Source organism: Allobosea sp. TWI1241 (genome assembly GCF_039673065.1).
GTDB lineage: Bacteria > Pseudomonadota > Alphaproteobacteria > Rhizobiales > Beijerinckiaceae > Allobosea.
The window spans coordinates 82,256-104,088 of the sequence record NZ_JBDJKW010000006.1 but is presented as its reverse complement, the minus strand read 5'-3'; the positions used below and the strand labels follow the sequence as shown (position 1 = coordinate 104,088).

The following is a 21,833-nucleotide window of genomic DNA, read 5'->3' as shown; positions in this document are numbered from 1 at the left end:
TATCCGCAATCCGCATCTCATCGAAGGAGACACGCATGCTTCGTCTGTCGCTCGCCGCCGCGCTCATCGCCGGCACCGCTGTCGCCGCGCAGGCCCAGGCCCTGCCGGAGCGCATCCAGAAGGCCGGCAAGATCGTCATCGCCACCCAGCCGAACTATCCGCCGATCGTCTACAAGGACCCGGCGAGCAACGCGATGACCGGCTTCGACTATGATCTCGGCGAGGCCATCGCCAAGGAGCTCGGCGTGAAGGCCGAGTGGCAGGAGACCGCCTTCGCCCAGATGCTGCCTTCGCTCCAGACCGGCCGCGTCGACATGGTCATGGCCGGCATGAGCGACCTGCCGGCGCGGCGCGAGACGGTCGACTTCGTCGACTACATGGTCTCGGGCGCGCAGTTCTACACGGTCACGGCCTTCGCCAAGGAGATCAAGACCCCGGACGATCTCTGCGGCAAGACCGTGGGCGCCAGCCGCTCGACCAACTGGCCGCGCCAGATCGGCGAGTGGAGCGAGGCGAACTGCGTCGCCAAGGGCAAGCCGGCCATCACCGTGGTCGGCACCGAGGGCTCGGTCGACGCCCGCACCCAGCTCAAGACACAGCGCCTCCAGGCCGGCGTCCAGGGCAGCGAGACCATGAGCCATTTCCAGAAGCTCGAGCCCAACACCTACATCCCGCTGGGCGAGCCCTTCACCCGCTCGCTGACCGGCATCCCCTTCCCGAAGACTGCCGAGGGCAACCAGCTGCGCGACGCCGTCAAGGGCGCGCTCGATCGCCTGCAGGCCAACGGCACCTATGACGCGCTGATCGCCAAATACGCGCAGCCGAGCAATGCGCTGAAGCCGATCTCGCTCAACCAGGGCGAGTGAGGCCGGCGGGCCGCAAGGCCGGCGCCGTCCCGAGGACGATCGACCCCTCCCGGCAGCGCCCGCTGCCGGGAGGGCTTTCGTTTGGGGCGCGCGGCGACTGCGCCGCACTGACATCCGGGCGCGGGCGTCCTACATGGTCTGGTGTGCGCAGGAGAGCGAGCGAGACCCATGTCCGACCGCGATGACGAAGCCAACCGGTTTTCCGCCCGTGCCGCCCGTTATGTCCGGGTCGGCGCCAATGTCGGCGGCGTCGCAGCCCGTATCGCCGGCACGCGGCTGTTCGGGCTGGAGGGGCGCGAGGCCTCGAACGCCGAGGCGCTGGCCAAGGCGCTGGGCGGGCTGAAAGGGCCGCTGATGAAGGTCGCGCAGCTGGTCGCGACCATTCCCGACGTGGTGCCGCCGGAATACGCCGCCGAACTGCAGAAGCTGCAATCGGAGGCGCCGCCGATGGGGGCGGCCTTCGTCAAGCGCCGGATGATGGCCGAACTCGGCGCCGGCTGGCGCGAGCGCTTCGCCGAATTCGACCTGAAGCCCTCGGCCGCCGCCTCGCTCGGCCAGGTGCACAAGGCGGTGGCCCATGACGGCACGCCGCTGGCCTGCAAGCTGCAGTATCCCGACATGGAATCGGCGGTCGAGGCCGATCTCTCGCAGCTCGAGGTGCTGTTCTCGCTGCACCGGCGCATGGGCGCGGTGATCGACACCAGCGAGATCGTCAAGGAGATCAGCGCCCGCGTCCGCGAGGAGCTCGACTACCGCCGCGAGGCGCAGCACGCCGAGCTCTACCGGCTGATGCTGGCGACGACGCCGGAGATCCGCGTGCCCGCGCCGGTAGCGACGCTCTCGACAAAGCGGCTTTTGACCATGGGCTGGCTGGAGGGCGACAAGATCCTCAACCACAAGGGCGCCGAGCAGGTGGTGCGCGACCGGCTCTCGACCGCGATGTTCAAGGCCTGGTGGCGACCGTTCAGCCATTACGGCGTGATCCACGGCGATCCGCATCTCGGCAACTACACCGTGTTCTCCGAGGACGGCGCGCCGCAGGGCATCAACCTGCTCGACTATGGCTGCATCCGCATCTTCCCGCCGAGCTTCGTCGGCGGCGTGGTCGACCTCTATCGCGGGTTGCTGGAAGGCGACGAGGCGCGCATCGTCCACGCCTACGAGGTCTGGGGCTTCAAGGGCCTGACCCGCGAGCTGATCGACATCCTCAACATCTGGGCGCGCTTCATCTACGGCCCGCTGCTCGAGGACCGTACCCGCCGCATCGCCGAGGGCGTCAGCCCGGCCGAGTACGGCCGCAAGCAGGCCTTCCAGGTGCACCAGGCCCTGAAGCAGCGCGGCCCGGTGACGGTGCCGCGCGAATTCGTCTTCATGGACCGCGCCGCGATCGGGCTGGGCGGCGTCTTCCTGCATCTCGACGCGGAGCTGAACTTCCACCGCATGTTCGAAGCGGAGATCGAGGGATTTTCGGTCGAGCACGTCGCCGCCGTGCAGGCGGAAGCGCTCGGCCGGGTCGGGCTGGCCTGACCGCCCGGCCCGGCCCGGCCCGGCTGCGTGCGGCCGGCGCCCGCTCAGAGCGGTGCGTTCCAGCCCGGCGAACGGCCGGCGCAGACCCAGTCCTGGTCGGTGCGGAGCGAGCCGATATAGCGGAAGCGGGCGATCATGCGCTTGTCGGCATTGTAGGTGTTCCAGACCTTGGTCTGCCCGGGCGGCAGCCCGTCGGCGCCGCAATCCGGCGCGCCGCTGGTGCGATGGATGCAGAACTTGATGTAGACCCGCGAGCCGCAATTATTGGTCATGCGGGCCGAGAGCAGGCGTCCGTTCTCGCGCCACTGCACCTGGCCGCGGACGCATTTGGGCGGCGCGCTGTAGCAGCCGTTCCTGTCGGTGCTCTGGGCCTGGGCTGCCGGCGCCGAAGCCGTCAGCGCGGCGAAGCCGGCGATAAAGGGGAGCAGCACGCGCATCATGGATCTCGTCCTCGTCTTCAATCCCGAAAGGGGCGGGGACAGCTGAGCGTATCGTCGCGGTCCGCGCATGACCCGAACGGGGTAAGGCGGGGTTGGCAGGGCGGGGTGCGAAGCCGCCTCGCGGCGACAGCGATGCCCCTCGGCGCCTGATGCAGAGCCGCTCTGCGACAGCTCTAAATCTAAATCGATTTAATTGACGTCCTGGCTGGTTTTTCCTAAGGGAAGGGTAGGCGGATCCTGAGGCGGCCGCGGCCATGCTGCGGCGCCGCGTTGCCGACCCCCGTCAGGTGCGGTACAGGGCGTCAGGAACGCGCAAGAATACGGGATCATCTTCATGGCCAACCACGGACACGCCCACGACATTCCGCAGATGGACTATCCGGAGCACGAGAAGACCTACAACGGCTTCGTGCACTTCGCGGAAGTCGGCACGCTCGCCTGCCTGACCATCGTAACGGCGCTCGCCGTCGGCGGCACCAAGCATGCCTGGGGCACCGCCGTGGTCGGCACGCTTCTGACCCTGGTCGGCACGGGCATCGGCATCGCCGCCCCCTCGATCGGCTGGCGCGCCACCGCTGTGCCGTTCGGGCTGATGCTGCTCGCCCTGCTGCTCTACTGATCGACCGCTTCGCCCACCTACGCCTGAAAGGCTGATTGTCATGCGCATCGCTGTCCCGGCGGAAACGCAAGGGGCGGAGACCCGCGTCGCTGCGACGCCGGAAACCGTCCGCAAGTTCATCGGCCTCGGCGCCACCATGGTGATCGAGACCGGCGCCGGGAAGGCCTCCGGCATTCCCGACGCCGACTATGTGGCGGCCGGCGCCAGCATCGCCGCCACCGCGGCCGAGGCGCTCGCCGGCGCGCAGATCGTGCTGAAGGTGCGCCGTCCGTCGCAGGACGAGATCGCCGGCCTGCCGGCCGGCGCCCTCGTCGTCGCGACGATGGACCCCTATGGCAACGAGGCGCAGATCGAGGCGCTGGCCAAGGCCAATGTCGCCGCCTTCGCCATGGAGTTCATGCCGCGCATCACCCGCGCGCAGGTCATGGACGTGCTGTCCTCGCAGGCGAACCTCGCCGGCTACCGCGCCGTGATCGACGCGGCGGCGGAGTATGGCAGGGCGCTGCCGATGATGATGACGGCGGCGGGCACGGTGCCGGCCGCGCGCATTTTCGTCATGGGCGTCGGCGTCGCCGGCCTGCAGGCGATCGCGACCGCGCGCCGCCTCGGCGCCATCGTGACCGCCACCGACGTGCGCCCGGCCACCAAGGAGCAGGTCGAGTCGCTCGGCGCCAAGTTCCTCGCCGTCGAGGACGAGGAGTTCAAGCAGGCGCAGACCGCCGGCGGCTACGCCAAGGAGATGTCCAAGGAGTATCAGGCCAAGCAGGCCGAGCTCACGGCGAGCCACATCGCCAAGCAGGACATCGTCATCACCACCGCCCTGATCCCGGGCCGCCCGGCGCCGAAGCTGGTCTCGACCGCGATGGTCGAGAGCATGAAGCCCGGCTCGGTGATCGTCGATCTCGCGGTCGAGCGTGGCGGCAATTGCGAGCTCGCCAGGCCCGGCGAGGTCGTGACGACCGCCAACGGCGTCAAGATCGTCGGCCATCTCAACGTGCCGGGCCGTCTGCCCGCGACCTCGTCGGCGCTCTACGCCAAGAACCTCTTCGCCTTCGTCGAGACGATGATCGACAAGGGCGAGAAGAAGCTCGCGGTGAACTGGGACGACGAGCTGGTCAAGGCGACCGCCCTCACCAAGGATGGCGCCGTCATCCATCCGAATTTCGCTCCGAAGGCCTGACGGCGAGGAGGGGAGTGTCACATCATGGCTAATCCGACACCCGAACAGGCTCTCGAGCAGGCCCGCTCCGCCGCCGCGCTGGCGCGGCAGGCGGCCGAGCTCGCCGAGAAATATGCCGAGCAGGCGGCCACCGCCGCCGGCGTCGCCACCGGCGTCGACCCGACGGTCTTCCGCCTGGCCATCTTCGTGCTGGCGGTCTTCGTCGGCTACTACGTCGTCTGGTCGGTCACCCCGGCGCTGCATACGCCGCTGATGTCCGTCACCAATGCGATCTCCTCGGTGATCGTGGTCGGCGCGCTGCTCGCGGTCGGCGTCGAGGCTGCTCCGGCGCTCGGCGACGGCCCGGTCTGGGCCAAGGTCTTCGGCTTCGTCGCGCTGGTCCTCGCCTCGGTGAACATCTTCGGCGGCTTCCTGGTCACCGAGCGGATGCTCGCCATGTACAAGAAGAAGGGCTGAGCGGATCATGGCAGCGAACCTTTCCGCTCTGCTCTACGTCGTCGCCGGCGTCCTGTTCATCATGGCGCTGCGGGGGCTTTCGCATCCGACGACCTCGCGCCAGGGCAATCTGTACGGCATGGTCGGCATGGCGATCGCCGTGCTCACCACGGTGATCTTCCACCCGCCGGCGGCCTTCTCCGGCTGGCTGCTGGTGGTGCTCGGCATCGCGCTCGGCGGCGGCATCGGCGCCTTCATGGCCAAGCGCGTGCAGATGACGCAGATGCCGCAGCTGGTGGCCTTCTTCCACTCGCTGGTCGGCCTCGCGGCCGTGCTGGTGGCGGCGGCGGCGCTCTATGCGCCGGCGGCCTTCGGCATCGGCGCGGTCGGCACCATCAAGGGCGCCAGCCTGTTCGAGATGGGGCTCGGCGTCGCGATCGGCGCTATCACCTTCACCGGCTCGATCATCGCCTTCCTGAAGCTCGACGGGCGCATGAGCGGCAAGCCGATCATGCTGCCGCAGCGCCATGGCATCAATATCGGCCTCGGCATCGCGCTGGTCGTGATGCTGCTGATCTTCATGAAGACGGAGAGCCACGCCGCCTTCTGGCTGATCGTTGCGATCTCGCTGGCGCTCGGCGTGCTGCTGATCGTGCCGATCGGCGGCGCCGACATGCCCGTCGTCGTCTCGATGCTCAACTCCTATTCGGGCTGGGCGGCGGCCGGCATCGGCTTCACGCTGGGCAACATGGCGCTGATCATCACCGGTGCGCTGGTCGGCTCCTCGGGCGCGATCCTGTCCTACATCATGTGCAAGGGCATGAACCGCTCCTTCATCTCGGTGATCCTGGGCGGCTTCGGCGGCGAGACCGCGGCCGCCGGCGGCGCCGGGGCCCAGGAGGCGCGCCCGGTCAAGCAGGGCTCGCCGGACGACGCAGCCTACATCATGAAGAACGCCGGCAAGGTCATCATCGTGCCGGGCTACGGCATGGCGGTGGCCCAGGCACAGCACGCGCTGCGCGAGATGGCCGACCTGCTCAAGAAGGAGGGCGTCGAGGTCAAATACGCCATCCATCCGGTGGCGGGCCGCATGCCGGGCCATATGAACGTGCTGCTGGCCGAGGCCAACGTGCCCTATGACGAGGTCTTCGAGCTCGAGGACATCAACTCGGAATTCGGCCAGGCCGACGTCGCCTTCGTCATCGGCGCCAACGACGTCACCAACCCGGCGGCGAAGACCGATCCGCAGTCGCCGATCTTCGGCATGCCGATCCTCGACGTCGAGAAGGCGAAGACGGTGCTGTTCATCAAGCGCGGCATGGGCTCCGGCTATGCCGGCGTCGAGAACGAGCTGTTCTTCATGCCCAACACGATGATGCTGTTCGGCGACGCCAAGAAGGTCACCGACGAGATCGTCAAGGCGATGGCGCACTGAGCGCCGCGCCTCTGCGGGACATTCCGAAAGGGCCGGCGCGAGCCGGCCCTTTTTTCGTGGGCGCTGCAGCGGCGACGAACGCTATGCGGGGGGTGAGTGCGAGACGGGCCGCACTGCGCGGCAGCGCTGCCGGTCTCGCCGGCGATCGATGTGACGGGCGCGCAGACTGATGTGCGCAAGCGCCCAAAGCAGAACGCCCCGCCGGGAGGGCGGGGCGTCGGGACTGCGAACAAACAGGGTGTTGGGCCTGCGGGCGCCTCAGAGGCGGAACATGCCGCCACCGCCGCCGAGCCGGGCCTGGCCGGCACGGGCGGTCTGGTTCGAGCCGTCGAGGCCGAGCGCGCGCTGATAGGCCTCCGAGGCCTCGGCCTTCTTGCCGAGCTTCTCGAAGGCGAAGCCGCGTCCGGCCCAGGCATCGGCGTTGCGGTTGTCGACGTTCAGGGCGGCGGTGAAGTCCTCCAGCGCGGAATCGTACTTGCCGAGCGCGTTCAGGCTCTGGCCGCGCGCGATATAGGGCGGGGCGTTGTAGGGGTTGCGGTCGATCACCGAGTCGAAATCGGTCACCGCGTTCTGGTGCTGGCCTTCCTTCTGGTAGACCAGCCCGCGGGCGTGGAAGGCCTCCGCCGATTCCGGATGCAGGCGGATGGCGGTGTTGAGATCGGCGAGTGCCTGCTGGCTGTTGCCCTGCACGCGCAGCAGGTTGGCGCGGCCGACGAAGGCCGGCGCATAGTTCGGATCGGCCGTGGTGGCGCGGTTGAAGTCCTGCATCGCGGCGTCGTTGCGGCCGGTCTGGCGCAGAGCGAGCGCGCGGTTGGTGTAGGCCGGCGCGAAATTCTGGTCGAGCTGCACCGCCTTGGTGAAGTCGGCGATCGCGTCCGAGAAGCGCCCCATGCGGGCATAGGCCGCGCCGCGGGTGTTGTAGGCCTGCGGGTCGTTGGGGTTGCGGTTCACCACCTCGCTCAGCGAGCCGATATTGACCTTCGCCGCCTCGGTGTTCTCGGTCTGGAGCACGGCGACGCCGGTGCCGCCGCCGCCGGCGACCGTCTCGCAGCCGGCCAGAGCCACCGCAAGGCTCGTCGCCACCAGCCAGTTCCTGCCTGAGAGCATGCTCGTTCCCATCGCTTCCGTGACCATCGCCGGGGCCGCCCGGCAGGCGGCCTTGAAGGGCCTACACAACGCCCCAACGGTGACAACACTTGGTTAACGCCGCCGCAAATGCAATGACGCCCGGAGATCTCCCCAGGCGCCTTCCGTCATGTCGAACCGATGTGGCGAAGGCGCGGCAGCGTGTCCGCGCCCCGGCCCTCAGGGGCGCTTGGGCTTGACCGGCGCGGGGAGCAGGCCCTCGCGCTGCAGCTTCTTGCGCATCAGCTTGCGGGCGCGGCGGACGGCCTCGGCCTTCTCGCGCGCCTTCTTGACCGAAGGCTTCTCGTAATGGCCGCGGAGCTTCATCTCGCGGAAGATGCCCTCGCGCTGCAGCTTTTTCTTCAGCGCGCGCAGCGCCTGGTCGACATTGTTTTCGCGAACGAGAACCTGCACGTGTTTGTCCGTCGTTTCGGGTTGACCGGATCGGGGCGACGAGGTCCTTGCAGGGAGATCGGCGCAGCGCGCGTGGCGATATCAGAAAGCCGAAAACCTGTCCATGTGGCAGCCGTTGCGTCGCGGAGAAATTTCGCGCGGTTGGCGGTGCCGCGCGCCGGGGCTCAGTCGGCCCGGCGCGAGACCCGCGTGACATGGCCCATCTTGCGGCCGGGGCGGGAGGCGCCCTTGCCGTAGAGATGCAGATGCGCGCCCGGATCGGCGAGGATCGCCAGCCAGTCGTCCGCCTGGTCGCCGATGAGGTTGTTCATCACCACGTCGCCGCAGCGCGCGGCCGAGCCGAGCGGCAGGCCGCAGACGGCGCGGACATGCTGGTGGAACTGCGAGGTCTCGGCGCCCTCGCTGGTCCAGTGCCCGGAATTGTGCACGCGCGGCGCGATCTCGTTGACGACGATGCGCTGGCCGGCCGCGTCCTCGACCAGGAAGAACTCCACCGCGAAGACGCCGACATAGCCCAGCGCCTCGGCGATGCGCCGGGCCGCGTCGATCGCCGCCTCGGCGCATCCCGGCTCGATGCGCGCCGGGATGCGGGTCTCGGCGAGGATGTGGTGGCGATGCTCGTTCTCGCAGACGTCGAAGGCGGCGAAGGCGCCGTCGGGGCCGCGGGCGGCGACGACCGAGACCTCCCGGGCGAAGGCGACGAAGCCTTCGAGGATGGCGGGGGCTGCGCCGATCTCGGCGAAGGCGGTGTCCGGCCGGGTGTCGGCGCCGATCTTGACCTGGCCCTTGCCGTCATAGCCGAAGCGGCGGGTCTTCAGCACGCTGGGCCGGCCGAGTGCGGCGATCGCCTCGGCGAGATCCTCGGCGCCGTCGACCTGGCGGAAGGGGGCGACGGCGAGGCCGAGGCCTGCGACGAAGCGCTTCTCGCTCAGCCGGTCCTGGGTGACGGCGAGCGCCGCCGCGCCCGGGCGCAGCAGGGTCCGCGCCTCGAGGAAGGCGGCGGTGGCGGCCGGCACGTTCTCGAACTCGTAGGTGACGAGGTCGACCGCGGCGGCGAAGGCGGCGAGCGCGTCCTCGTCCTCATAGGCGGCGACCGTGCGGCGGGCGCAGACGTCATAGGCCGGATTCTCGGCCTCGGGCGCATAGACATGGGCCCTGATGCCGAGATCGGCGGCCGCGAGCGCGATCATCCGGGCGAGCTGCCCGCCGCCGAGGATGCCGAGGACGGTGCCGGGCCCGAGGGGCTGCTGCCGCTCGCTCATGCGTCGTCCTGCGGCGCGTCGGCGACAGAGGCGGTCTGGCGGGCGCGATAGGCGTCGAGCCGCTGCGCCAGCGCGGGATCGTTCAGCGCCAGCACGGCGGCGGCGAGCAGAGCGGCGTTGACCGCGCCGGCCCGGCCGATGGCGAGCGTCCCGACCGGGATGCCGGCGGGCATCTGCACGATGGAGAGCAGGCTGTCCTGGCCGGAGAGCGCCTTGGATTCGACCGGTACGCCGAAGACCGGCAGCGGGGTCAGCGCCGCGGTCATGCCCGGCAGATGGGCGGCGCCGCCGGCGCCGGCGATGATGACCTTGACGCCGGCGTCGCGCGCCTGGGTCGCGAAGGTGACCATGCGCTCGGGCGTGCGGTGGGCGGAGACGATCTTCGCCTCATGGGCGATGCCGAGCCCGGCCAGAGTCTCGGCGGCATGGCGCATGGTCGCCCAGTCCGACTGGCTGCCCATGATGATGGCGACGGGTGGGGTCGACTCGGCCATGAATGCGCGTCCCGGCGGGGGGAATTGAAGCGCGCGGTCTAGACCGCCACCGCCGACGCGGCAAGGAGATTCGCGCCACCGGGCGGGACGGCACGCCCCGATGCGGCAAAACCGCTCAGGCGATGATGTCCGGGGTCAGCTGGTCCTCGAGATGCGAGATGCGGTCGCGCAGGTAGAGCTTGCGCTTCTTCAGGCGCTGGACCTGGATCTGGTTGATCGGGCCGAGGCTTTCGAGCGCCTCGATGGCGGTGTCGAGGTCGCGATGCTCCTCGCGCAGCCGCGCCAGCTCTGTCTGGACGGCTTCGACCTCCTCCGCGCTCAGCTCGAATCCCATGAAGCCGTCTCATCATTGCCGCGATCGGCCGCGACTATGCTCAGGCCGGGGCGACGCGGCAAGAGCGTCGATCCGGCCTGAGCAGGGATGCCGGTTCGTATTTGCGCGCTTCGGGAAACCAAACGTCAGCCATCACGAAATCTCATGATGCGCTGCACGGATACCCCGGAGACGATGAGCCGGCTCTGTGCCAGACTGGCCCAGTCGGAATGCTCATCAGGAGGATCCAGATGTCGCTGCAGACCCATCTCGTCGAGCTCGAACGCAAGCATCGTCAGCTCGAGGAAGCCATCGCCAAGGCCGCCACCCAGCCCTCCGCGGACGGTCTCGACGTGCTCGAGATGAAGCGCAAGAAACTGGCGCTCAAGGATGAGATCCAGCGTGTCAGGCAGGCGATGCCGCACCAGACGCTGCACTGACCGCGCCCCCGCGCTCCGGCCCACGGAGCTCGCATCGATGCCAGCCGGCCCTGATGGGCCGGCTTTTTCGTCGGTGCAGCCATGTGGTATTCATGTGTGCGGGGGAAGGATCCGCGGACCGGGTGACCGGGCACCGCGAGAGGATGTCGACGTGCAGGCCTTCGGAGAGTTCTCCCAACCGCTGTTCGAGGCGTCGGGCACGCTGGTCGCGATCTTCGATGCCCAGGACGTGCTGCGCTGGGCCAATGCCGCCTTCCGCCGCGTCTACGGCGTCGTCGAGGGCGAGGCGATCACCTGGTCGCAGATCGTCCGGCGCAATTTCGAGCAGGGCAGCGGTGTCGCCTTCTCGCAGGCCGATTTCGAACGCTGGCTGCTCTCGGCCAAGTCCCGCCGCGGCAAGGTGCCCTATCGCGCCTTCGAGACCGACACCACCGACGGGCGCTGGCTCTGGATGACCGAGACGGTCTCGGACGAGGGCTGGATGCTCTGCGTCGCCTCCGACGTCACCGAGCTGCGCTCCAGCGAGCGCTTGCTGCGGCAGGCGCGCGACAGCGCCTTCAAGGCCTCGCAGACCGACGACCTCACCGGCATCTCCAACCGCCGCCACGCCATGGAGGTGCTGGCGCAGATGGTCGAGCGGGTGAACATCACCGGCGGCCATGTCTGCGTGGCGCTGCTCGACATCGACCGCTTCAAGGCGATCAACGACCGTTTCGGCCACCAGTTCGGCGATGCCGTGCTGGTCGATTTCAGCCGGGTGGTGCAGCAGAACATCCGCATCGCCGACTGTTTCGGCCGGGTCGGCGGCGAGGAGTTCATGCTGGTGATGCCGCGCATCACGCCGGGCGGGGCGGAGCTCTTCATCGAGAGGCTGCTGCGCCTGCTGGCGCGGCCCGGCCGCCTGCCGCAGCAGCCGGAGCTGCAGTATTCCTTCTCGGCCGGGCTGACCGAGATCAAGCCGGGCGACACCGTGCAGGACGTCTACAAGCGCGCCGATGCCGCGCTCTACGACGCCAAGTTCAGCGGCCGCGGCCGGCTGATGATCGCCTGAGGCTCAGGCCTGGCGCGCCATCTCGCGCAGCAGGAACTTCTGGATCTTGCCGGTCGAGGTCTTGGGGATCTCGGTGAAGATCACCATGCGCGGGCATTTGAAGGCGGCGAGGTGCTGGCGGCACCAGGCGACGACCTCGGCCTCGGTCAGGCTCTGGCCGGGACGCAGCTCGACGAAGGCGCAAGGCGTCTCGCCCCATTTCTCGTCCGGGCGGGCGACCACGGCGGCCGCCTGCACCGCTGGATGCTTGTAGAGCGCGTCCTCGACCTCGATCGACGAGATGTTCTCGCCGCCGGAGATGATGATGTCCTTGGAGCGGTCCTTGAGCTGGACATAGCCGTCGGGGTGGATGACGCCGAGGTCGCCGGAATGGAACCAGCCGCCGGCGAAGGCGGCCTCGGTCGCCTTGGGGTTCTTGAGGTAGCCCTTCATCACGACATTGCCGCGGAACATCACCTCGCCCAGCGTCTGGCCGTCGCGCGGGACGGGCTGCATGGTCTGGGGATCGAGCACGTCGAGCGCCTCGAGCGCCGGGTAGCGCACGCCCTGGCGCGCCTTGAGCGCGGCCTGCTCGGCCGGGGGCAGGGCGTCCCAATCGGTGTTCCACTCGTTGACGACAGCCGGGCCGTAGACCTCGGTCAGCCCGTAGAGATGCACCACCGAGAAGCCGGCGGCCGCCATGGCGGCGAGCACGGCCTCCGGCGGCGGCGCGGCGGCGGTGAAGAAGGAGACCTTCTGGTCGAAGGTGCGGCGGTCGGCCTCGGGCGCGTTGAGCAGCGTCGACATCACGATGGGCGCGCCGCACATATGGGTGACGCCATGGTCGGCCAGCGCGTCGTACATCGCCTTGGCCCGGACCTGGCGCAGGCAGACATGGGTGCCGGCCGCCAGCGAGATCGTCCAGGGGAAGCACCAGCCGTTGCAGTGGAACATCGGCAACGTCCACAGATACACCGGGTGGCGGCCGAGATTGCCGGTGACGACGTTCGAGGTCGCCAGCAGGTTGGCGCCGCGGTGGTGGTAGACCACGCCCTTGGGATCGCCGGTGGTGCCGGAGGTGTAGTTCAGCGCGATGGCGTCCCATTCGTCGCCCGGCATCACCCAGTCGAAATCCGGATCGCCTCCCGCGAGGAAGTCCTCGTACTCGATGCTGCCGAGGCGTTCGCCGGGGCCGTCATAGACCGGGTCGTCATAGTCGATGACCAGCGGCTTGACCTTGCATAGCGTCAGCGCCTCGCGCACCGTCGCGGAGAATTCGCGGTCGGTGATGATGACGCGGGCCTCGCCATGGTCGAGCGAGAAGGCGATGATCGCGGCGTCGAGCCGGGTGTTCAGCGTGTTGAGCACCGCGCCGCACATCGGCACGCCGTAATGGCATTCCAGCATGGCGGGCGTGTTCGGCAGCATCGCCGCGACGGTGTCGTTCTTGCCGATGCCGTGGCGGGCCAGCGCAGAGGCCAGCCGGCGGGCGCGGGCGTAGAACGCGGCATAATCGCGCCGCAGCGGCCCGTGGACGATGGCCGTGTGCTGCGGGAAGACCTCGGCGGCGCGGGCGAGGAAGGGCAGCGGCGAGAGCGGCTGGAAATTGGCCGGATTGCGGTCGAGATCGGTGTCGTAGGCGCTCTTCGTCATCGCGGTCTCGTCTCCCCAGTCGCGCCGCAGGCTTAGCCGAAGCGGCCGGCGGGCGTCATTATCGTCTTTCGGCCGAGCGGCCTTTCGCCTCATGCGGGGCCTTCAGGCCAGCGCGCGCACGCCTTCGACCACCAGCTTGAGCCCGACCGCGACCAGAAGCCAGTAGATCAGCGCATAGAAGCGCTCGGCCGGGATGCGCCGCACCAGCCAGACGCCCGCCAGCGTCGAGATGATCGCGACCGGGAACAGCACGGCCGAGGCGGCCAGATTCTCGCCGGTGAACTGGCCGAGCGCGATATAGGGCACGACCTTGATCCAGTTGATCAGCGCGAAGAAGATCGCGCCGGTGCCGACGAAGACCGGCGGCGCCAGGCGCAGCGGCATGACGTAGATCTGGAAAGGCGGGCCGCCGGCATGGGCGATCATGCTGGTGAAGCCGCAGACCCAGCCCCAGAGCGTTCCCGCCGCCCAGGCCGGCCGTCGGGCCGGCGTGGCCTGCGCCCTGCCGGCGAGCAGGCGGCGCAGCGCGAAGCCGATCGAGATGACGCCGACGACGAGGCCGACCATGGCGTCGGAGACCCGGGCCGCCAGCAGGTAGCCGGCGAGGATGCCGAGCCCGGCGCCGGGCAAAAGCGTCGCCAGGGTGCGGCGGTCGAATTCGCGGCGATAGGACCAGACGGTGACGACGTCCTGCACGATCAGGATCGGCAGCATGATCGCCGCCGCCTGCACCGGCGAGACGATCAATGCCATCAGCGGCAGCGAGAGCAGGCCCAGCCCCGAGAAGCCGCCCTTGGACAGCCCCATCAGGATCACGGCCGGGACCATGACGGCGAAGAAGGTCGTGTCGAAGATCATCGCCGGCCGGACCACTCGCGCTGCGCTGAAAGTCTGACGCCCGACCGGGTTGCGCAGAGAGGCCGCGCAGGGGCACGATCCGCGCCGGCGCCGGGATCATGAGGGAACCGGCGCCGGACAGAAGCCCTATCGCATCGTCTTCCGGCGCCGAAACGCCATTCGGGACTATGCGATCCGATAAAAACGACAGGGGCCCTCGTCTTCCGTGCCGCGGTCCGGTGCGGCGGCCGCGGCCGGCCCCGGGGAAGAGGAACGCGTCAATGCCTGCCCGTCATGCCGGCGCCCGCGACGGGGCGCAGCCGAACCGCCGCACCAGCCGGTACGACGAGACCTATGCCGCCTGGCAGCGCGATCCGGAAGGCTATTGGGGCGAGATCGCGCGCGGGATCGACTGGATCAGGCCGCCCACGCGCATCTTCGACGCGCAGGCCGGGGTCTATGGCCGCTGGTTCCCGGACGCGACCTGCAACACCTGCTTCAACGCGCTCGACCGCCATGTCCGCGACGGGCGCGGCGCGCAGACGGCACTGATCCACGACAGCCCGGTGACCGGGACGAAGGCCTCCTTCACCTATGCGCAGATGCGCGACGAGGTGGCGACGCTGGCCGCCGTGCTGGAGGATCTCGGCGTCGGCAAGGGCGACCGCGTCATCGTCTACATGCCGATGATCCCGGAAGCGGCCTTCGCCATGCTGGCCTGCGCCCGCATCGGCGCGATCCATTCGGTGGTGTTCGGCGGCTTCGCGGCCAGGGAACTCGCGACGCGCATCGACGACGCCACGCCGAAAGTCATCCTCTGCGCTTCCTGCGGCATCGAGCCGTCGCGCGTCGTCGCCTACAAGCCGCTGCTCGACGGCGCGATCGCGCTGGCCGCGCACAAGCCCGACGCCTGCCTGGTGCTGCAGCGGCCGCAGCTCGCGGCCGAACTCGTGGCGCCGCGCGACCGCGACTGGCGCGAGGCGGTCGCGGCCGCCAGGGCGGCGGGGCGGCAGGCCGACTGCGCCGAGATCGCCGCGACCGACCCGCTCTACGTGCTCTACACCTCCGGCACGACCGGGCGCCCCAAGGGCGTGGTGCGCGACAATGGCGGGCACATGGTCGCGCTGATCGCCACCATGGACCAGCTCTACGATGTGCGCCCCGGCGAGGTGATGTTCACCGCCTCCGATGTCGGCTGGGTGGTCGGCCACAGCTACATCGTCTACGGCCCGCTGCTGCAGGGGGCGACGACGGTGCTCTACGAGGGCAAGCCGGTCGGCACGCCCGATCCCGGCGCCTATTGGCGGGTCATCGCCGAGCACAAGGTGGTGGCGATGTTCACCGCGCCGACCGCCTTCCGCGCGATCCGCAAGGAGGATCCCGAAGCGCGCCATCTCGCCGGCCACGACCTGTCGCAGTTCAGGACGCTGTTCCTCGCCGGCGAGCGGGCCGACCCCGACACGCTGAAATGGGCCGAGACCATCCTCGATCGGCCGGTGGTCGACCATTGGTGGCAGACCGAATCCGGCTCCTGCATCGCCGGCAATCCGGTCGGGCTCGGCATGCTGCCGGTGCGCCACGGCTCGCCGACGGTGCCGCTGCCGGGCTGGGACGTGCAGTGCCTCGACGAGGGCGGGCGGCCGGTGCCGCCCGGCACGATGGGGGCGATCGTGGTCAAGCTGCCGCTGCCACCCGGCGCGCTGCCGACGCTCTGGCAGGACGATGCGCGCTTCCGCAGCGCCTATCTCGAGACCTATCCGGGCTATTACAACACCTCGGATGCCGGCTTCATCGACGAGGACGGCTACGTCTTCATCATGGGGCGCACCGACGACATCATCAACGTCGCCGGCCACCGCCTCTCCACCGGCGGGATGGAGGAGGTGCTGGCCTCGCATCCGGCGGTGGCGGAATGCGCCGTGGTCGGCATCCACGATCCCCTCAAGGGCGAGCAGCCCTGCGGCTTCGTGGTGCTCAAGGCGGGGCAGGGCGGCACGCCCGACATGGTCGAGCGCGAGCTGGTGGCGCTGGTGCGCGAGAAGATCGGGCCGGTCGCGGCGTTCAAGCTGGCGATCACGGTCGGCCGGCTGCCCAAGACCCGCTCCGGCAAGATCCTGCGCGCCACGATGAAGAAGATCGCCGACGGGCAGGACTATGCCGTGCCGGCGACGATCGAGGACGCCGCGGTGCTCGACGAGATCGGCGAGGCCCTGAAAGGACGCGGCCTCGGCTGAGGACGCTTCCACGGCGCGGTGCGCCCTTGCAGAATGCGAGAGGCGCCGGCGATGCTTCGCCGGCGCCTCTTTTTCGTGTCCCGGGGCGGTTGCGACAGGGCTTCAGCCCTCGTCGTCCTCCTCAGCGTCGTCGCGCTTCAGCTGCTTCAGCTTGGCGAAGACCGAATCGACGTCGATCGCCTCTTCCTCCTGACGCTTCGGCCGGCTCATGTCGGCGAAGGGCTGGACGGGGGCGGACGGCGCCGGCGCGGTGGTCTCCTCGGCGGAGAGCAGGGTCGAGCCGGTGTCCTGCAGCACGGCGGCCGGACGGTCCTTGGCGGCGCGGGCGACCTCGAAGTCGAGATCGATCTGCGAGGCGAGGCCGAGGCTGACCGGGTCGATCGGCGTCAGCTGCTGGGTGTTCCAGTGGGTGCGGTCGCGGATCTGCGCGATGGTCGACTTGGTGGTGCCGACCAGGCGGATGATCTGCGAATCCTTGAGCTCGGGATGGTTGCGCAGCAGCCAGAGGATGGCGTTCGGCCGGTCCTGGCGCTTGGAGACCGGGGTGTAGCGCGGCCCCTTGGCGCGCTTGACCTCGGGCACCTTCACCTTGCGCTCGGCGAGGCGCAGATGGTGCTGCGGATTCTTGGCGGCGCGCTCGAGCTCCTCGCGGGTGAGCTGGCCCGAGGTGATCGGGTCGAGGCCCTTGATGCCGGCGGCGACCTCACCATCGGCGATGCCGCGCACCTCGAGCGGGTGCAGCTTGCAGAAGTCGGCGATCTGCTCGAAGGTCAGCGAAGTGTTCTCGACCAGCCAGACCGCGGTGGCCTTGGGCATCAGCGGCGTTTGTGACACGGGCTCGTCTCCTGAAGGATGTGTCGCGGGCAATAGCTCTCATGCGCCGACCGGCCGCCCCGGCCGGTCATCCAAATCATCGACGATGAGGAGGATCGGCGCGTTATAGGCAAAGCCGCGCAGGCTGTCCACGGAAAGCGTGCGGGGCGCCCGGCACCGGCGGGCGCCCGGCACCGCAGGCCCTCACACCGTCAGCACGATCTTGCCGATATGGCTGCTGCTCTCCATCAGCGCATGCGCCTCGGCCGCCTGCGCCAGCGGGAAGCGGGCGTGGATCTGCGGCTTGCAGCGGCCGAGCGCGAAGAGCGGCCAGACCTTCTCCTCGAGTTCGCGCGCGATAACGGCCTTCTCGGCCACGGTGCGCGGGCGCAGCGTCGAGCCGGTATGGGTCAGCCGCTTCATCATCAGCCGGGCGAAATTGGCGCTGGCCTTGGCGCCGTTGAGGAAGGCGATCTGCACGATGCGTCCGGACTCCGCCGCCGCCTCGTAATTGCGGTCGACATAGTCGCCGCCGACCATGTCGAGGATCAGGTCGGCGCCGTGGCCCTGGGTCGCCGCCTGCACGCCGGCGACGAAATCGGCCTCGCGGTAGTTGATGGCGTGGTCGGCGCCGAGCGCCAGGCAGGCCTCGCATTTGTCGCGCGAGCCGGCGGTGGCGATCACGGTCGCGCCGAAGGCCTTGGCGAGCTGGATCGCCGTGGTGCCGATGCCGGACGAGCCGCCATGGACCAGGAAGGTCTCGCCGGCGGCGAGGCGCCCGCGCTGGAAGACGTTGGTCCAGACGGTGAAATAGGTCTCGGGCACGGCGCCGGCCTCCTCATCGGAGAAGCCGGCCGGGATCGGTAGGGCGTTGTCCTCGTGCACCACGGCGTATTCGGCATAGCCGCCGCCGGCGACGAGGCCGCAGACCCGGTCGCCGACGCCGTAGCGCACCACGCCTTCGCCGAGCGCTACGACCGTGCCGGAGAATTCGAGGCCGGGAATGTCGGAGGCGCCCTTGGGCGGGGCGTAGCCGCCCTGGCGCTGGAGCACGTCGGGCCGGTTGACCCCGGCGACCGCGACCTTGACCAGTAGCTGGCCCGGGCCGGGCGCCGGCACCGGGCGCTGCTGCGGCACCAGCACCTCGGGGCCGCCGGGCTCGGTGAAGCCGATCGCGGTCATCATGCGGGGCAGGGCGGGGCTCTGGACGGTCATGGCTTCGCTTCCTCGCTGGCGGGGCCGGGCCGGTGGCGCCCGTGCCGGTCCCCGATTAAGCTCCGCCTCCCCCCGGATGCAAGGCGAGGTGGCCATGGCTGGATTTCTCGAGGACGACCGCCCGGCGCCGAAGCGCGCCCACGAGATCGGGCAGGACCTGTCGACGCTCGCTGTGGCGGAGCTCGACGAGCGCATCGCTCTGCTGCGGCAGGAGATCGTCAGGCTGGAGCAGGCGCGCGCCCACAAGGCGGCCTCGCGCTCGGCGGCGGACGCGGTCTTCCGCCTGAAGGGCTGAGGTCGCGGCGGCGGCGCGGCACATCGCCGGCCGGCCCGCGTTAACGGCCGTTTAAGGATTCCAGATTATGAATCGGATCATCCAGTTTCGCTGGATGTCGAGTGGCTCCTGCCCACTCTGTTTGACGCCTCCCTGTTGACCTTCGAGCCGCCTACGGGGCGGCTCTTTTTTTGGGGGCGCCGACATCCCGAGCAGATAAGCAGGAGAGGTGGCCGCGAACCTGCCACCGTTAGGGTTAACGCCGCCTTAACGGACCGACGGTCGCGCATGGCGCTATCCTTGCGCTGTTTCCGGCACGATCCGGCGTTGCGTCCCGCGTGCGCACGCCATTGTGCCGAATGGAGACGCCGAGATGACCGATGTGACGCTTCAGCTCCAGACCGATGGCGAAGGGGCGATCCCGTTCGCCCGCGGCTTCGTCAAGTCGGACGCCTTCATGACGCTGTTCCGCGAGGGAATGGGGCTGGTCGAGGCGACGGCGGGCTATCTCGACAGCGAGGGCCGGGCTGAATCCGCGGCGCTGCCGCGCGAGGTCTCGCTGACCTACGCCACAGAGAGCATGCGCCTCACCACCCGGCTGATGCAGATTGCCTCCTGGCTGCTGGTCCAGCGCGCGGTCGCCGAGGGTGAGATGACCTCCGAGCAGGCCCGCGCCGAGAACAACAAGGTCAAGCTCAACGAGGCGATGCTGCAGCCGAGCTCGGCCGAGGCGGCTCGCCTGCCGCAGCGCCTGCGCGACCTGATCGCCCATTCCCTGCGGCTGCAGGAGCGCATCCGCCATCTCGACGAGCAGATGTCGGGCGCCCGGTCGGCGCCGCGGCTGAATCCCGTTCTGGGGCAATTGCAGACCCTGCAGGCCAGGCTGGCCGGCGCCCGCTGAGGGCGCTCCCGCAGCCTCCTGCCCGACCTTGCCGCCCGCGGGGGCGCGAGGTCGGACGCGGACCAGGCGCGCATACGAAAAACCCGGCCGCGAGGCCGGGTTTTTTGTCTCGTCGCGGGACGAGGCGGGCTGTCGCCCGCCAGGCCTCACTTCTTGCCGAGGGCGCCCAGCGAACCGAAGCGCGAGTTGAAGCGCGAAACGCGGCCGCCGCGATCCAGCATGTGCTGGGTGCCGCCGGTCCAGGCCGGGTGGGTGTTCGGATCGATGTCGAGGTTCAGCGTGTCGCCCTCCTTGCCGAGGGTCGAACGCGTGAAGTATTCGGTGCCATCGGTCATGACGACCTTGATGGTGTGGTAGTCGGGATGAATGCCGGTCTTCATGGCGAAATCCTCAATCGTCGAAAAGCGGGCGGCCGGAACGCGGCGCGCATCGCCGGCTCTTCGAACAATTCGTACGAGCCTGTCGTGAAGTCGGGTGGCCATAGCGCAGCCCGGCGGCAGGTGCAAGCATTTCAGGATCGATAAGCGTGGCTAAAGACGACGGCAACGACAAGGGCAGCTCCGGCAGCCGACCGGATTTCGCGGCCTTGAGGTCGTTCTGGCCCTATGCATTGGCGCAGAAGCGCCGGATCGCGATCGCGCTGGCGGCGCTGCTGGTCGCGTCGGGGGCGACATTGGCGCTGCCGATCGCGGTGCGCCGGGTGATCGATGTCGGCTTCTCCGCCGGCGAGTCGCAGCTCGCCAATTCCTATTTCGCCATCCTGATCGGCGTCGTGGCGGTGCTGGCGCTGGCCAGCTCGATCCGATTCTACTTCGTGATGACGGTCGGCGAGCGCGTGGTGTCGAGCCTGCGCGCCGACGTGTTCCGGCACCTGACGCGGCTGGAGCCGGCCTTCTTCGACTCCAGCCGCTCCGGCGACCTGGTGTCGCGGCTCACCGCCGACACCACGCAGATCAAGTCGACCTTCGCCTCGACCGCCTCGATCGCGCTGCGCAACGTCATCATGTTCCTGGGTGCGCTCGGGCTGATGGTCGCGACCAGCCCGCGGCTCTCGGCGATCGTCGTCGGCGCGATCCCGCTGGTGGTGCTGCCGCTGGTCTTCTCCGGCCGCTCGGTGCGCAAGCGCGCGCGGGCGGCGCAGGACCGGCTGGCCGACGCCTCCGCCTTCGCCTCCGAAGCGCTCGGCGCGATCCGCACCATGCAGTCCTTCGGGGCGGAGCGCGCCACGGCGGCGCGCTTCGAGGGCGCCTCGGAGGAGGCCTATGGCGCTTCCCGCGACGCGACGCGCTCGCGCGCCTGGCTGTCGGGCGTGGCGATCTTCCTGGTCAGCGCCAGCGTGGTGCTGGTGCTCTGGGTCGGCGCGACCGAGGTCTTCGCCGGGCGGATGACTGGCGGGCGGCTGTCGCAATTCGTGCTCTATGCCGTGCTGGCGGCGAGCTCGCTCGGCCAGCTCTCCGAGGTCTATGGCGACATCTCGGCTGCGGCCGGCGCCGCCGGGCGCCTGGGCGAGATCCTCGCGACGAAGCCGGCCATCGCCGCCCCGCCGCATCCCAGGCCGCTGCCGGAGCCGGCGTCGGGCGCGCTCGCCTTCGAGGGCGTCGCCTTCCGCTATCCCGGCCGCGAGCAGCTGGCGCTGGCCGATCTCGACCTCGCGGTGCGACCGGGCGAGCGCGTCGCGCTGGTCGGCCCCTCGGGCGCGGGCAAGAGCACGGTGCTGCAACTGGCGCTACGCTTCTACGATCCCTTCGCCGGGCGGGTGCTGGTCGACGGCGTCGCCGGTCCCGAGGCCGATCCGGCGCAATGGCGCAGCCGTTTCGCGCTGGTGCCGCAGGAGCCGACGGTGTTCGGGGTGACGGTCGCCGATAACATCGCCTATGGCCGCCCGCAGGCGAGCCGCGCCGAGATCGAGGAGGCGGCCAGGCTCGCTGCCGCCGACACGTTCGTGCGGGCCCTGCCGCAGGGCTACGACACGGTGATCGGCGAGCGCGGCGTGACATTGTCGGGCGGGCAGCGCCAGCGGCTGGCGATCGCGCGCGCCCTGCTGACCGACGCGCCGATCCTCCTGCTCGACGAGGCGACTTCGGCACTCGATTCCGAGAGCGAGCGCGCGGTGCAGGACGCGCTCGACCGGCTGATGCGCGGGCGCACCACGCTGGTCGTGGCGCACCGCCTCGCCACCATCCTCTCGGCCGATCGCATCCTGGTGATGGAGGAAGGCCGGGTGGTCGAGGAAGGCACGCATGCCGACCTCGTCGCCAAGGGCGGGCTCTATGCCCGGCTGGCACGGCTGCAATTCGGCCTGGAAGCCGCCTGAGGGGCGGTATGG

The 21,833-nt window shown here is 69.5% G+C and carries 23 protein-coding genes; 12 read left to right on the top strand and 11 right to left on the bottom strand.

The features are described from left to right. Positions 1–35: 35 nt before the first annotated feature. A complete protein-coding gene (locus ABE438_RS10000) occupies positions 36–866 on the top strand; it encodes an ABC transporter substrate-binding protein (RefSeq protein WP_346502462.1) in 831 nt (276 codons plus the stop codon). A gap of 168 nt (positions 867–1,034) precedes the next feature. Then, positions 1,035–2,393, top strand: coding sequence for an ABC1 kinase family protein (locus tag ABE438_RS09995; protein ID WP_346502461.1), 1,359 nt, complete (start codon positions 1,035–1,037; stop codon positions 2,391–2,393). Between the two features lie 44 nt (positions 2,394–2,437). Here ABE438_RS09995 and ABE438_RS09990 read toward each other — a convergent pair whose 3' ends face one another. After that, the gene (locus ABE438_RS09990; RefSeq protein ID WP_346502460.1) at positions 2,438–2,833 is read right to left on the bottom strand and encodes a hypothetical protein; all 396 of its coding nucleotides are present in this window, start codon (positions 2,831–2,833) and stop codon (positions 2,438–2,440) included. A 334-nt stretch (positions 2,834–3,167) separates the two neighbouring features. On the opposite strand from ABE438_RS09990, the gene ABE438_RS09985 reads away from it, so the two are divergent. From ABE438_RS09985 to ABE438_RS09970, 4 genes are read left to right on the top strand one after another with little or no spacing between them, the layout of a single operon-like run. Continuing rightward, complete coding sequence (locus ABE438_RS09985; RefSeq protein WP_346502459.1) at positions 3,168–3,452, top strand: aa3-type cytochrome c oxidase subunit IV; 285 nt, start codon at positions 3,168–3,170, stop codon at positions 3,450–3,452. 40 nt (positions 3,453–3,492) lie between these two features. Continuing rightward, on the top strand, positions 3,493–4,632 hold the full coding sequence (locus tag ABE438_RS09980) for a Re/Si-specific NAD(P)(+) transhydrogenase subunit alpha (protein ID WP_346502458.1): 1,140 nt from the start codon (positions 3,493–3,495) through the stop codon (positions 4,630–4,632). 24 nt (positions 4,633–4,656) lie between these two features. After that, positions 4,657–5,088 carry an NAD(P) transhydrogenase subunit alpha part 2 gene (locus tag ABE438_RS09975; RefSeq protein WP_346502457.1) on the top strand — a complete coding sequence of 144 codons (432 nt, stop codon included), beginning with the start codon at positions 4,657–4,659 and terminating at the stop codon, positions 5,086–5,088. A 7-nt stretch (positions 5,089–5,095) separates the two neighbouring features. Next, positions 5,096–6,502 (top strand): NAD(P)(+) transhydrogenase (Re/Si-specific) subunit beta, encoded by a 1,407-nt coding sequence (locus ABE438_RS09970; protein ID WP_346502456.1) that lies wholly within the window; start codon positions 5,096–5,098, stop codon positions 6,500–6,502. A 258-nt stretch (positions 6,503–6,760) separates the two neighbouring features. On the opposite strand, the gene ABE438_RS09965 is transcribed toward ABE438_RS09970, so the two are convergent. The 5 genes from ABE438_RS09965 to ABE438_RS09945 all read right to left on the bottom strand — a co-directional run bounded on the left by ABE438_RS09965 (position 6,761) and on the right by ABE438_RS09945 (position 10,131). Then, positions 6,761–7,609, bottom strand: coding sequence for a tetratricopeptide repeat protein (locus tag ABE438_RS09965; RefSeq protein WP_346502455.1), 849 nt, complete (start codon positions 7,607–7,609; stop codon positions 6,761–6,763). 198 nt (positions 7,610–7,807) lie between these two features. Further along, positions 7,808–8,041, bottom strand: a complete 234-nt coding sequence (gene rpsU, locus ABE438_RS09960) for a 30S ribosomal protein S21 (protein WP_346502454.1) — start codon at positions 8,039–8,041, stop codon at positions 7,808–7,810. Between the two features lie 164 nt (positions 8,042–8,205). Next, positions 8,206–9,303, bottom strand: a complete 1,098-nt coding sequence (locus ABE438_RS09955) for a 5-(carboxyamino)imidazole ribonucleotide synthase (protein WP_346502453.1) — start codon at positions 9,301–9,303, stop codon at positions 8,206–8,208. After that, the gene (purE, locus tag ABE438_RS09950) at positions 9,300–9,797 is read right to left on the bottom strand and encodes a 5-(carboxyamino)imidazole ribonucleotide mutase (RefSeq protein WP_346502452.1); all 498 of its coding nucleotides are present in this window, start codon (positions 9,795–9,797) and stop codon (positions 9,300–9,302) included. The genes ABE438_RS09955 and purE overlap by 4 nt, the downstream gene beginning before the upstream one ends. A 115-nt stretch (positions 9,798–9,912) precedes the next feature. Then, positions 9,913–10,131 carry a YdcH family protein gene (locus ABE438_RS09945; protein WP_346502451.1) on the bottom strand — a complete coding sequence of 73 codons (219 nt, stop codon included), beginning with the start codon at positions 10,129–10,131 and terminating at the stop codon, positions 9,913–9,915. Positions 10,132–10,361: 230 nt separating this feature from the next. On the opposite strand from ABE438_RS09945, the gene ABE438_RS09940 reads away from it, so the two are divergent. Together ABE438_RS09940 and ABE438_RS09935 are read left to right on the top strand one after the other, a co-directional pair. After that, entirely contained in the window at positions 10,362–10,550 is a 189-nt protein-coding gene (locus ABE438_RS09940) for a YdcH family protein (RefSeq protein WP_346502450.1), read from the top strand. A 151-nt stretch (positions 10,551–10,701) separates the two neighbouring features. Further along, a complete protein-coding gene (locus tag ABE438_RS09935) occupies positions 10,702–11,601 on the top strand; it encodes a sensor domain-containing diguanylate cyclase (protein WP_346502449.1) in 900 nt (299 codons plus the stop codon). 3 nt (positions 11,602–11,604) lie between these two features. Here ABE438_RS09935 and ABE438_RS09930 read toward each other — a convergent pair whose 3' ends face one another. After that, on the bottom strand, positions 11,605–13,233 hold the full coding sequence (locus tag ABE438_RS09930) for an acyl-CoA synthetase (protein ID WP_346502448.1): 1,629 nt from the start codon (positions 13,231–13,233) through the stop codon (positions 11,605–11,607). 102 nt (positions 13,234–13,335) lie between these two features. Beyond that, on the bottom strand, positions 13,336–14,091 hold the full coding sequence (locus ABE438_RS09925; protein ID WP_346502447.1) for a sulfite exporter TauE/SafE family protein: 756 nt from the start codon (positions 14,089–14,091) through the stop codon (positions 13,336–13,338). A gap of 260 nt (positions 14,092–14,351) precedes the next feature. Between ABE438_RS09925 and ABE438_RS09920 the strand changes: the two genes are divergently transcribed. Beyond that, positions 14,352–16,304: a propionyl-CoA synthetase gene (locus ABE438_RS09920; RefSeq protein WP_346502446.1), complete on the top strand. Its 1,953-nt coding sequence runs from the start codon at positions 14,352–14,354 to the stop codon at positions 16,302–16,304. Positions 16,305–16,406: 102 nt separating this feature from the next. Here the strand turns inward: ABE438_RS09920 and ABE438_RS09915 are convergent, their stop codons facing one another. Next, on the bottom strand, positions 16,407–17,138 hold the full coding sequence (locus ABE438_RS09915; RefSeq protein ID WP_346502445.1) for a DUF1013 domain-containing protein: 732 nt from the start codon (positions 17,136–17,138) through the stop codon (positions 16,407–16,409). A 183-nt stretch (positions 17,139–17,321) separates the two neighbouring features. After that, positions 17,322–18,332 (bottom strand): NAD(P)H-quinone oxidoreductase, encoded by a 1,011-nt coding sequence (locus ABE438_RS09910; RefSeq protein WP_346502444.1) that lies wholly within the window; start codon positions 18,330–18,332, stop codon positions 17,322–17,324. Positions 18,333–18,426: 94 nt separating this feature from the next. Here ABE438_RS09910 and ABE438_RS09905 point away from each other — a divergent pair, with 94 nt between their 5' ends. Together ABE438_RS09905 and rcdA are read left to right on the top strand one after the other, a co-directional pair. Further along, entirely contained in the window at positions 18,427–18,627 is a 201-nt protein-coding gene (locus ABE438_RS09905) for a DUF1192 domain-containing protein (protein WP_346502443.1), read from the top strand. 352 nt (positions 18,628–18,979) lie between these two features. Beyond that, positions 18,980–19,507: a protease adaptor protein RcdA gene (gene rcdA / locus ABE438_RS09900; protein WP_346502442.1), complete on the top strand. Its 528-nt coding sequence runs from the start codon at positions 18,980–18,982 to the stop codon at positions 19,505–19,507. A gap of 146 nt (positions 19,508–19,653) precedes the next feature. Here rcdA and rpmE read toward each other — a convergent pair whose 3' ends face one another. Further along, on the bottom strand, positions 19,654–19,887 hold the full coding sequence (gene rpmE, locus ABE438_RS09895) for a 50S ribosomal protein L31 (protein WP_346502441.1): 234 nt from the start codon (positions 19,885–19,887) through the stop codon (positions 19,654–19,656). A 146-nt stretch (positions 19,888–20,033) separates the two neighbouring features. On the opposite strand from rpmE, the gene ABE438_RS09890 reads away from it, so the two are divergent. Continuing rightward, positions 20,034–21,821, top strand: coding sequence for an ABC transporter transmembrane domain-containing protein (locus ABE438_RS09890; protein WP_346502440.1), 1,788 nt, complete (start codon positions 20,034–20,036; stop codon positions 21,819–21,821). Positions 21,822–21,833: the final 12 nt, after the last annotated feature.

What these genes read in the sequence shown, in the direction of transcription:
- ABE438_RS09965 (WP_346502455.1), bottom strand. Translation starts at nt 7,609, where the DNA reads ATGCTCTCAGGCAGGAACTGGCTGGTGGCGACGAGCCTTGCGGTGGCT.
- rcdA (WP_346502442.1), top strand. Translation starts at nt 18,980, where the DNA reads ATGACCGATGTGACGCTTCAGCTCCAGACCGATGGCGAAGGGGCGATC.
- ABE438_RS09980 (WP_346502458.1), top strand. Translation starts at nt 3,493, where the DNA reads ATGCGCATCGCTGTCCCGGCGGAAACGCAAGGGGCGGAGACCCGCGTC.
- purE (WP_346502452.1), bottom strand. Translation starts at nt 9,797, where the DNA reads ATGGCCGAGTCGACCCCACCCGTCGCCATCATCATGGGCAGCCAGTCG.
- ABE438_RS09995 (WP_346502461.1), top strand. Translation starts at nt 1,035, where the DNA reads ATGTCCGACCGCGATGACGAAGCCAACCGGTTTTCCGCCCGTGCCGCC.
- ABE438_RS09970 (WP_346502456.1), top strand. Translation starts at nt 5,096, where the DNA reads ATGGCAGCGAACCTTTCCGCTCTGCTCTACGTCGTCGCCGGCGTCCTG.
- ABE438_RS09940 (WP_346502450.1), top strand. Translation starts at nt 10,362, where the DNA reads ATGTCGCTGCAGACCCATCTCGTCGAGCTCGAACGCAAGCATCGTCAG.
- ABE438_RS09930 (WP_346502448.1), bottom strand. Translation starts at nt 13,233, where the DNA reads ATGACGAAGAGCGCCTACGACACCGATCTCGACCGCAATCCGGCCAAT.
- ABE438_RS09955 (WP_346502453.1), bottom strand. Translation starts at nt 9,303, where the DNA reads ATGAGCGAGCGGCAGCAGCCCCTCGGGCCCGGCACCGTCCTCGGCATC.
- ABE438_RS09985 (WP_346502459.1), top strand. Translation starts at nt 3,168, where the DNA reads ATGGCCAACCACGGACACGCCCACGACATTCCGCAGATGGACTATCCG.
- ABE438_RS10000 (WP_346502462.1), top strand. Translation starts at nt 36, where the DNA reads ATGCTTCGTCTGTCGCTCGCCGCCGCGCTCATCGCCGGCACCGCTGTC.
- rpmE (WP_346502441.1), bottom strand. Translation starts at nt 19,887, where the DNA reads ATGAAGACCGGCATTCATCCCGACTACCACACCATCAAGGTCGTCATG.
- ABE438_RS09920 (WP_346502446.1), top strand. Translation starts at nt 14,352, where the DNA reads ATGCCTGCCCGTCATGCCGGCGCCCGCGACGGGGCGCAGCCGAACCGC.
- ABE438_RS09945 (WP_346502451.1), bottom strand. Translation starts at nt 10,131, where the DNA reads ATGGGATTCGAGCTGAGCGCGGAGGAGGTCGAAGCCGTCCAGACAGAG.
- ABE438_RS09905 (WP_346502443.1), top strand. Translation starts at nt 18,427, where the DNA reads ATGGCTGGATTTCTCGAGGACGACCGCCCGGCGCCGAAGCGCGCCCAC.
- ABE438_RS09975 (WP_346502457.1), top strand. Translation starts at nt 4,657, where the DNA reads ATGGCTAATCCGACACCCGAACAGGCTCTCGAGCAGGCCCGCTCCGCC.
- ABE438_RS09990 (WP_346502460.1), bottom strand. Translation starts at nt 2,833, where the DNA reads ATGATGCGCGTGCTGCTCCCCTTTATCGCCGGCTTCGCCGCGCTGACG.
- ABE438_RS09910 (WP_346502444.1), bottom strand. Translation starts at nt 18,332, where the DNA reads ATGACCGTCCAGAGCCCCGCCCTGCCCCGCATGATGACCGCGATCGGC.
- ABE438_RS09925 (WP_346502447.1), bottom strand. Translation starts at nt 14,091, where the DNA reads ATGATCTTCGACACGACCTTCTTCGCCGTCATGGTCCCGGCCGTGATC.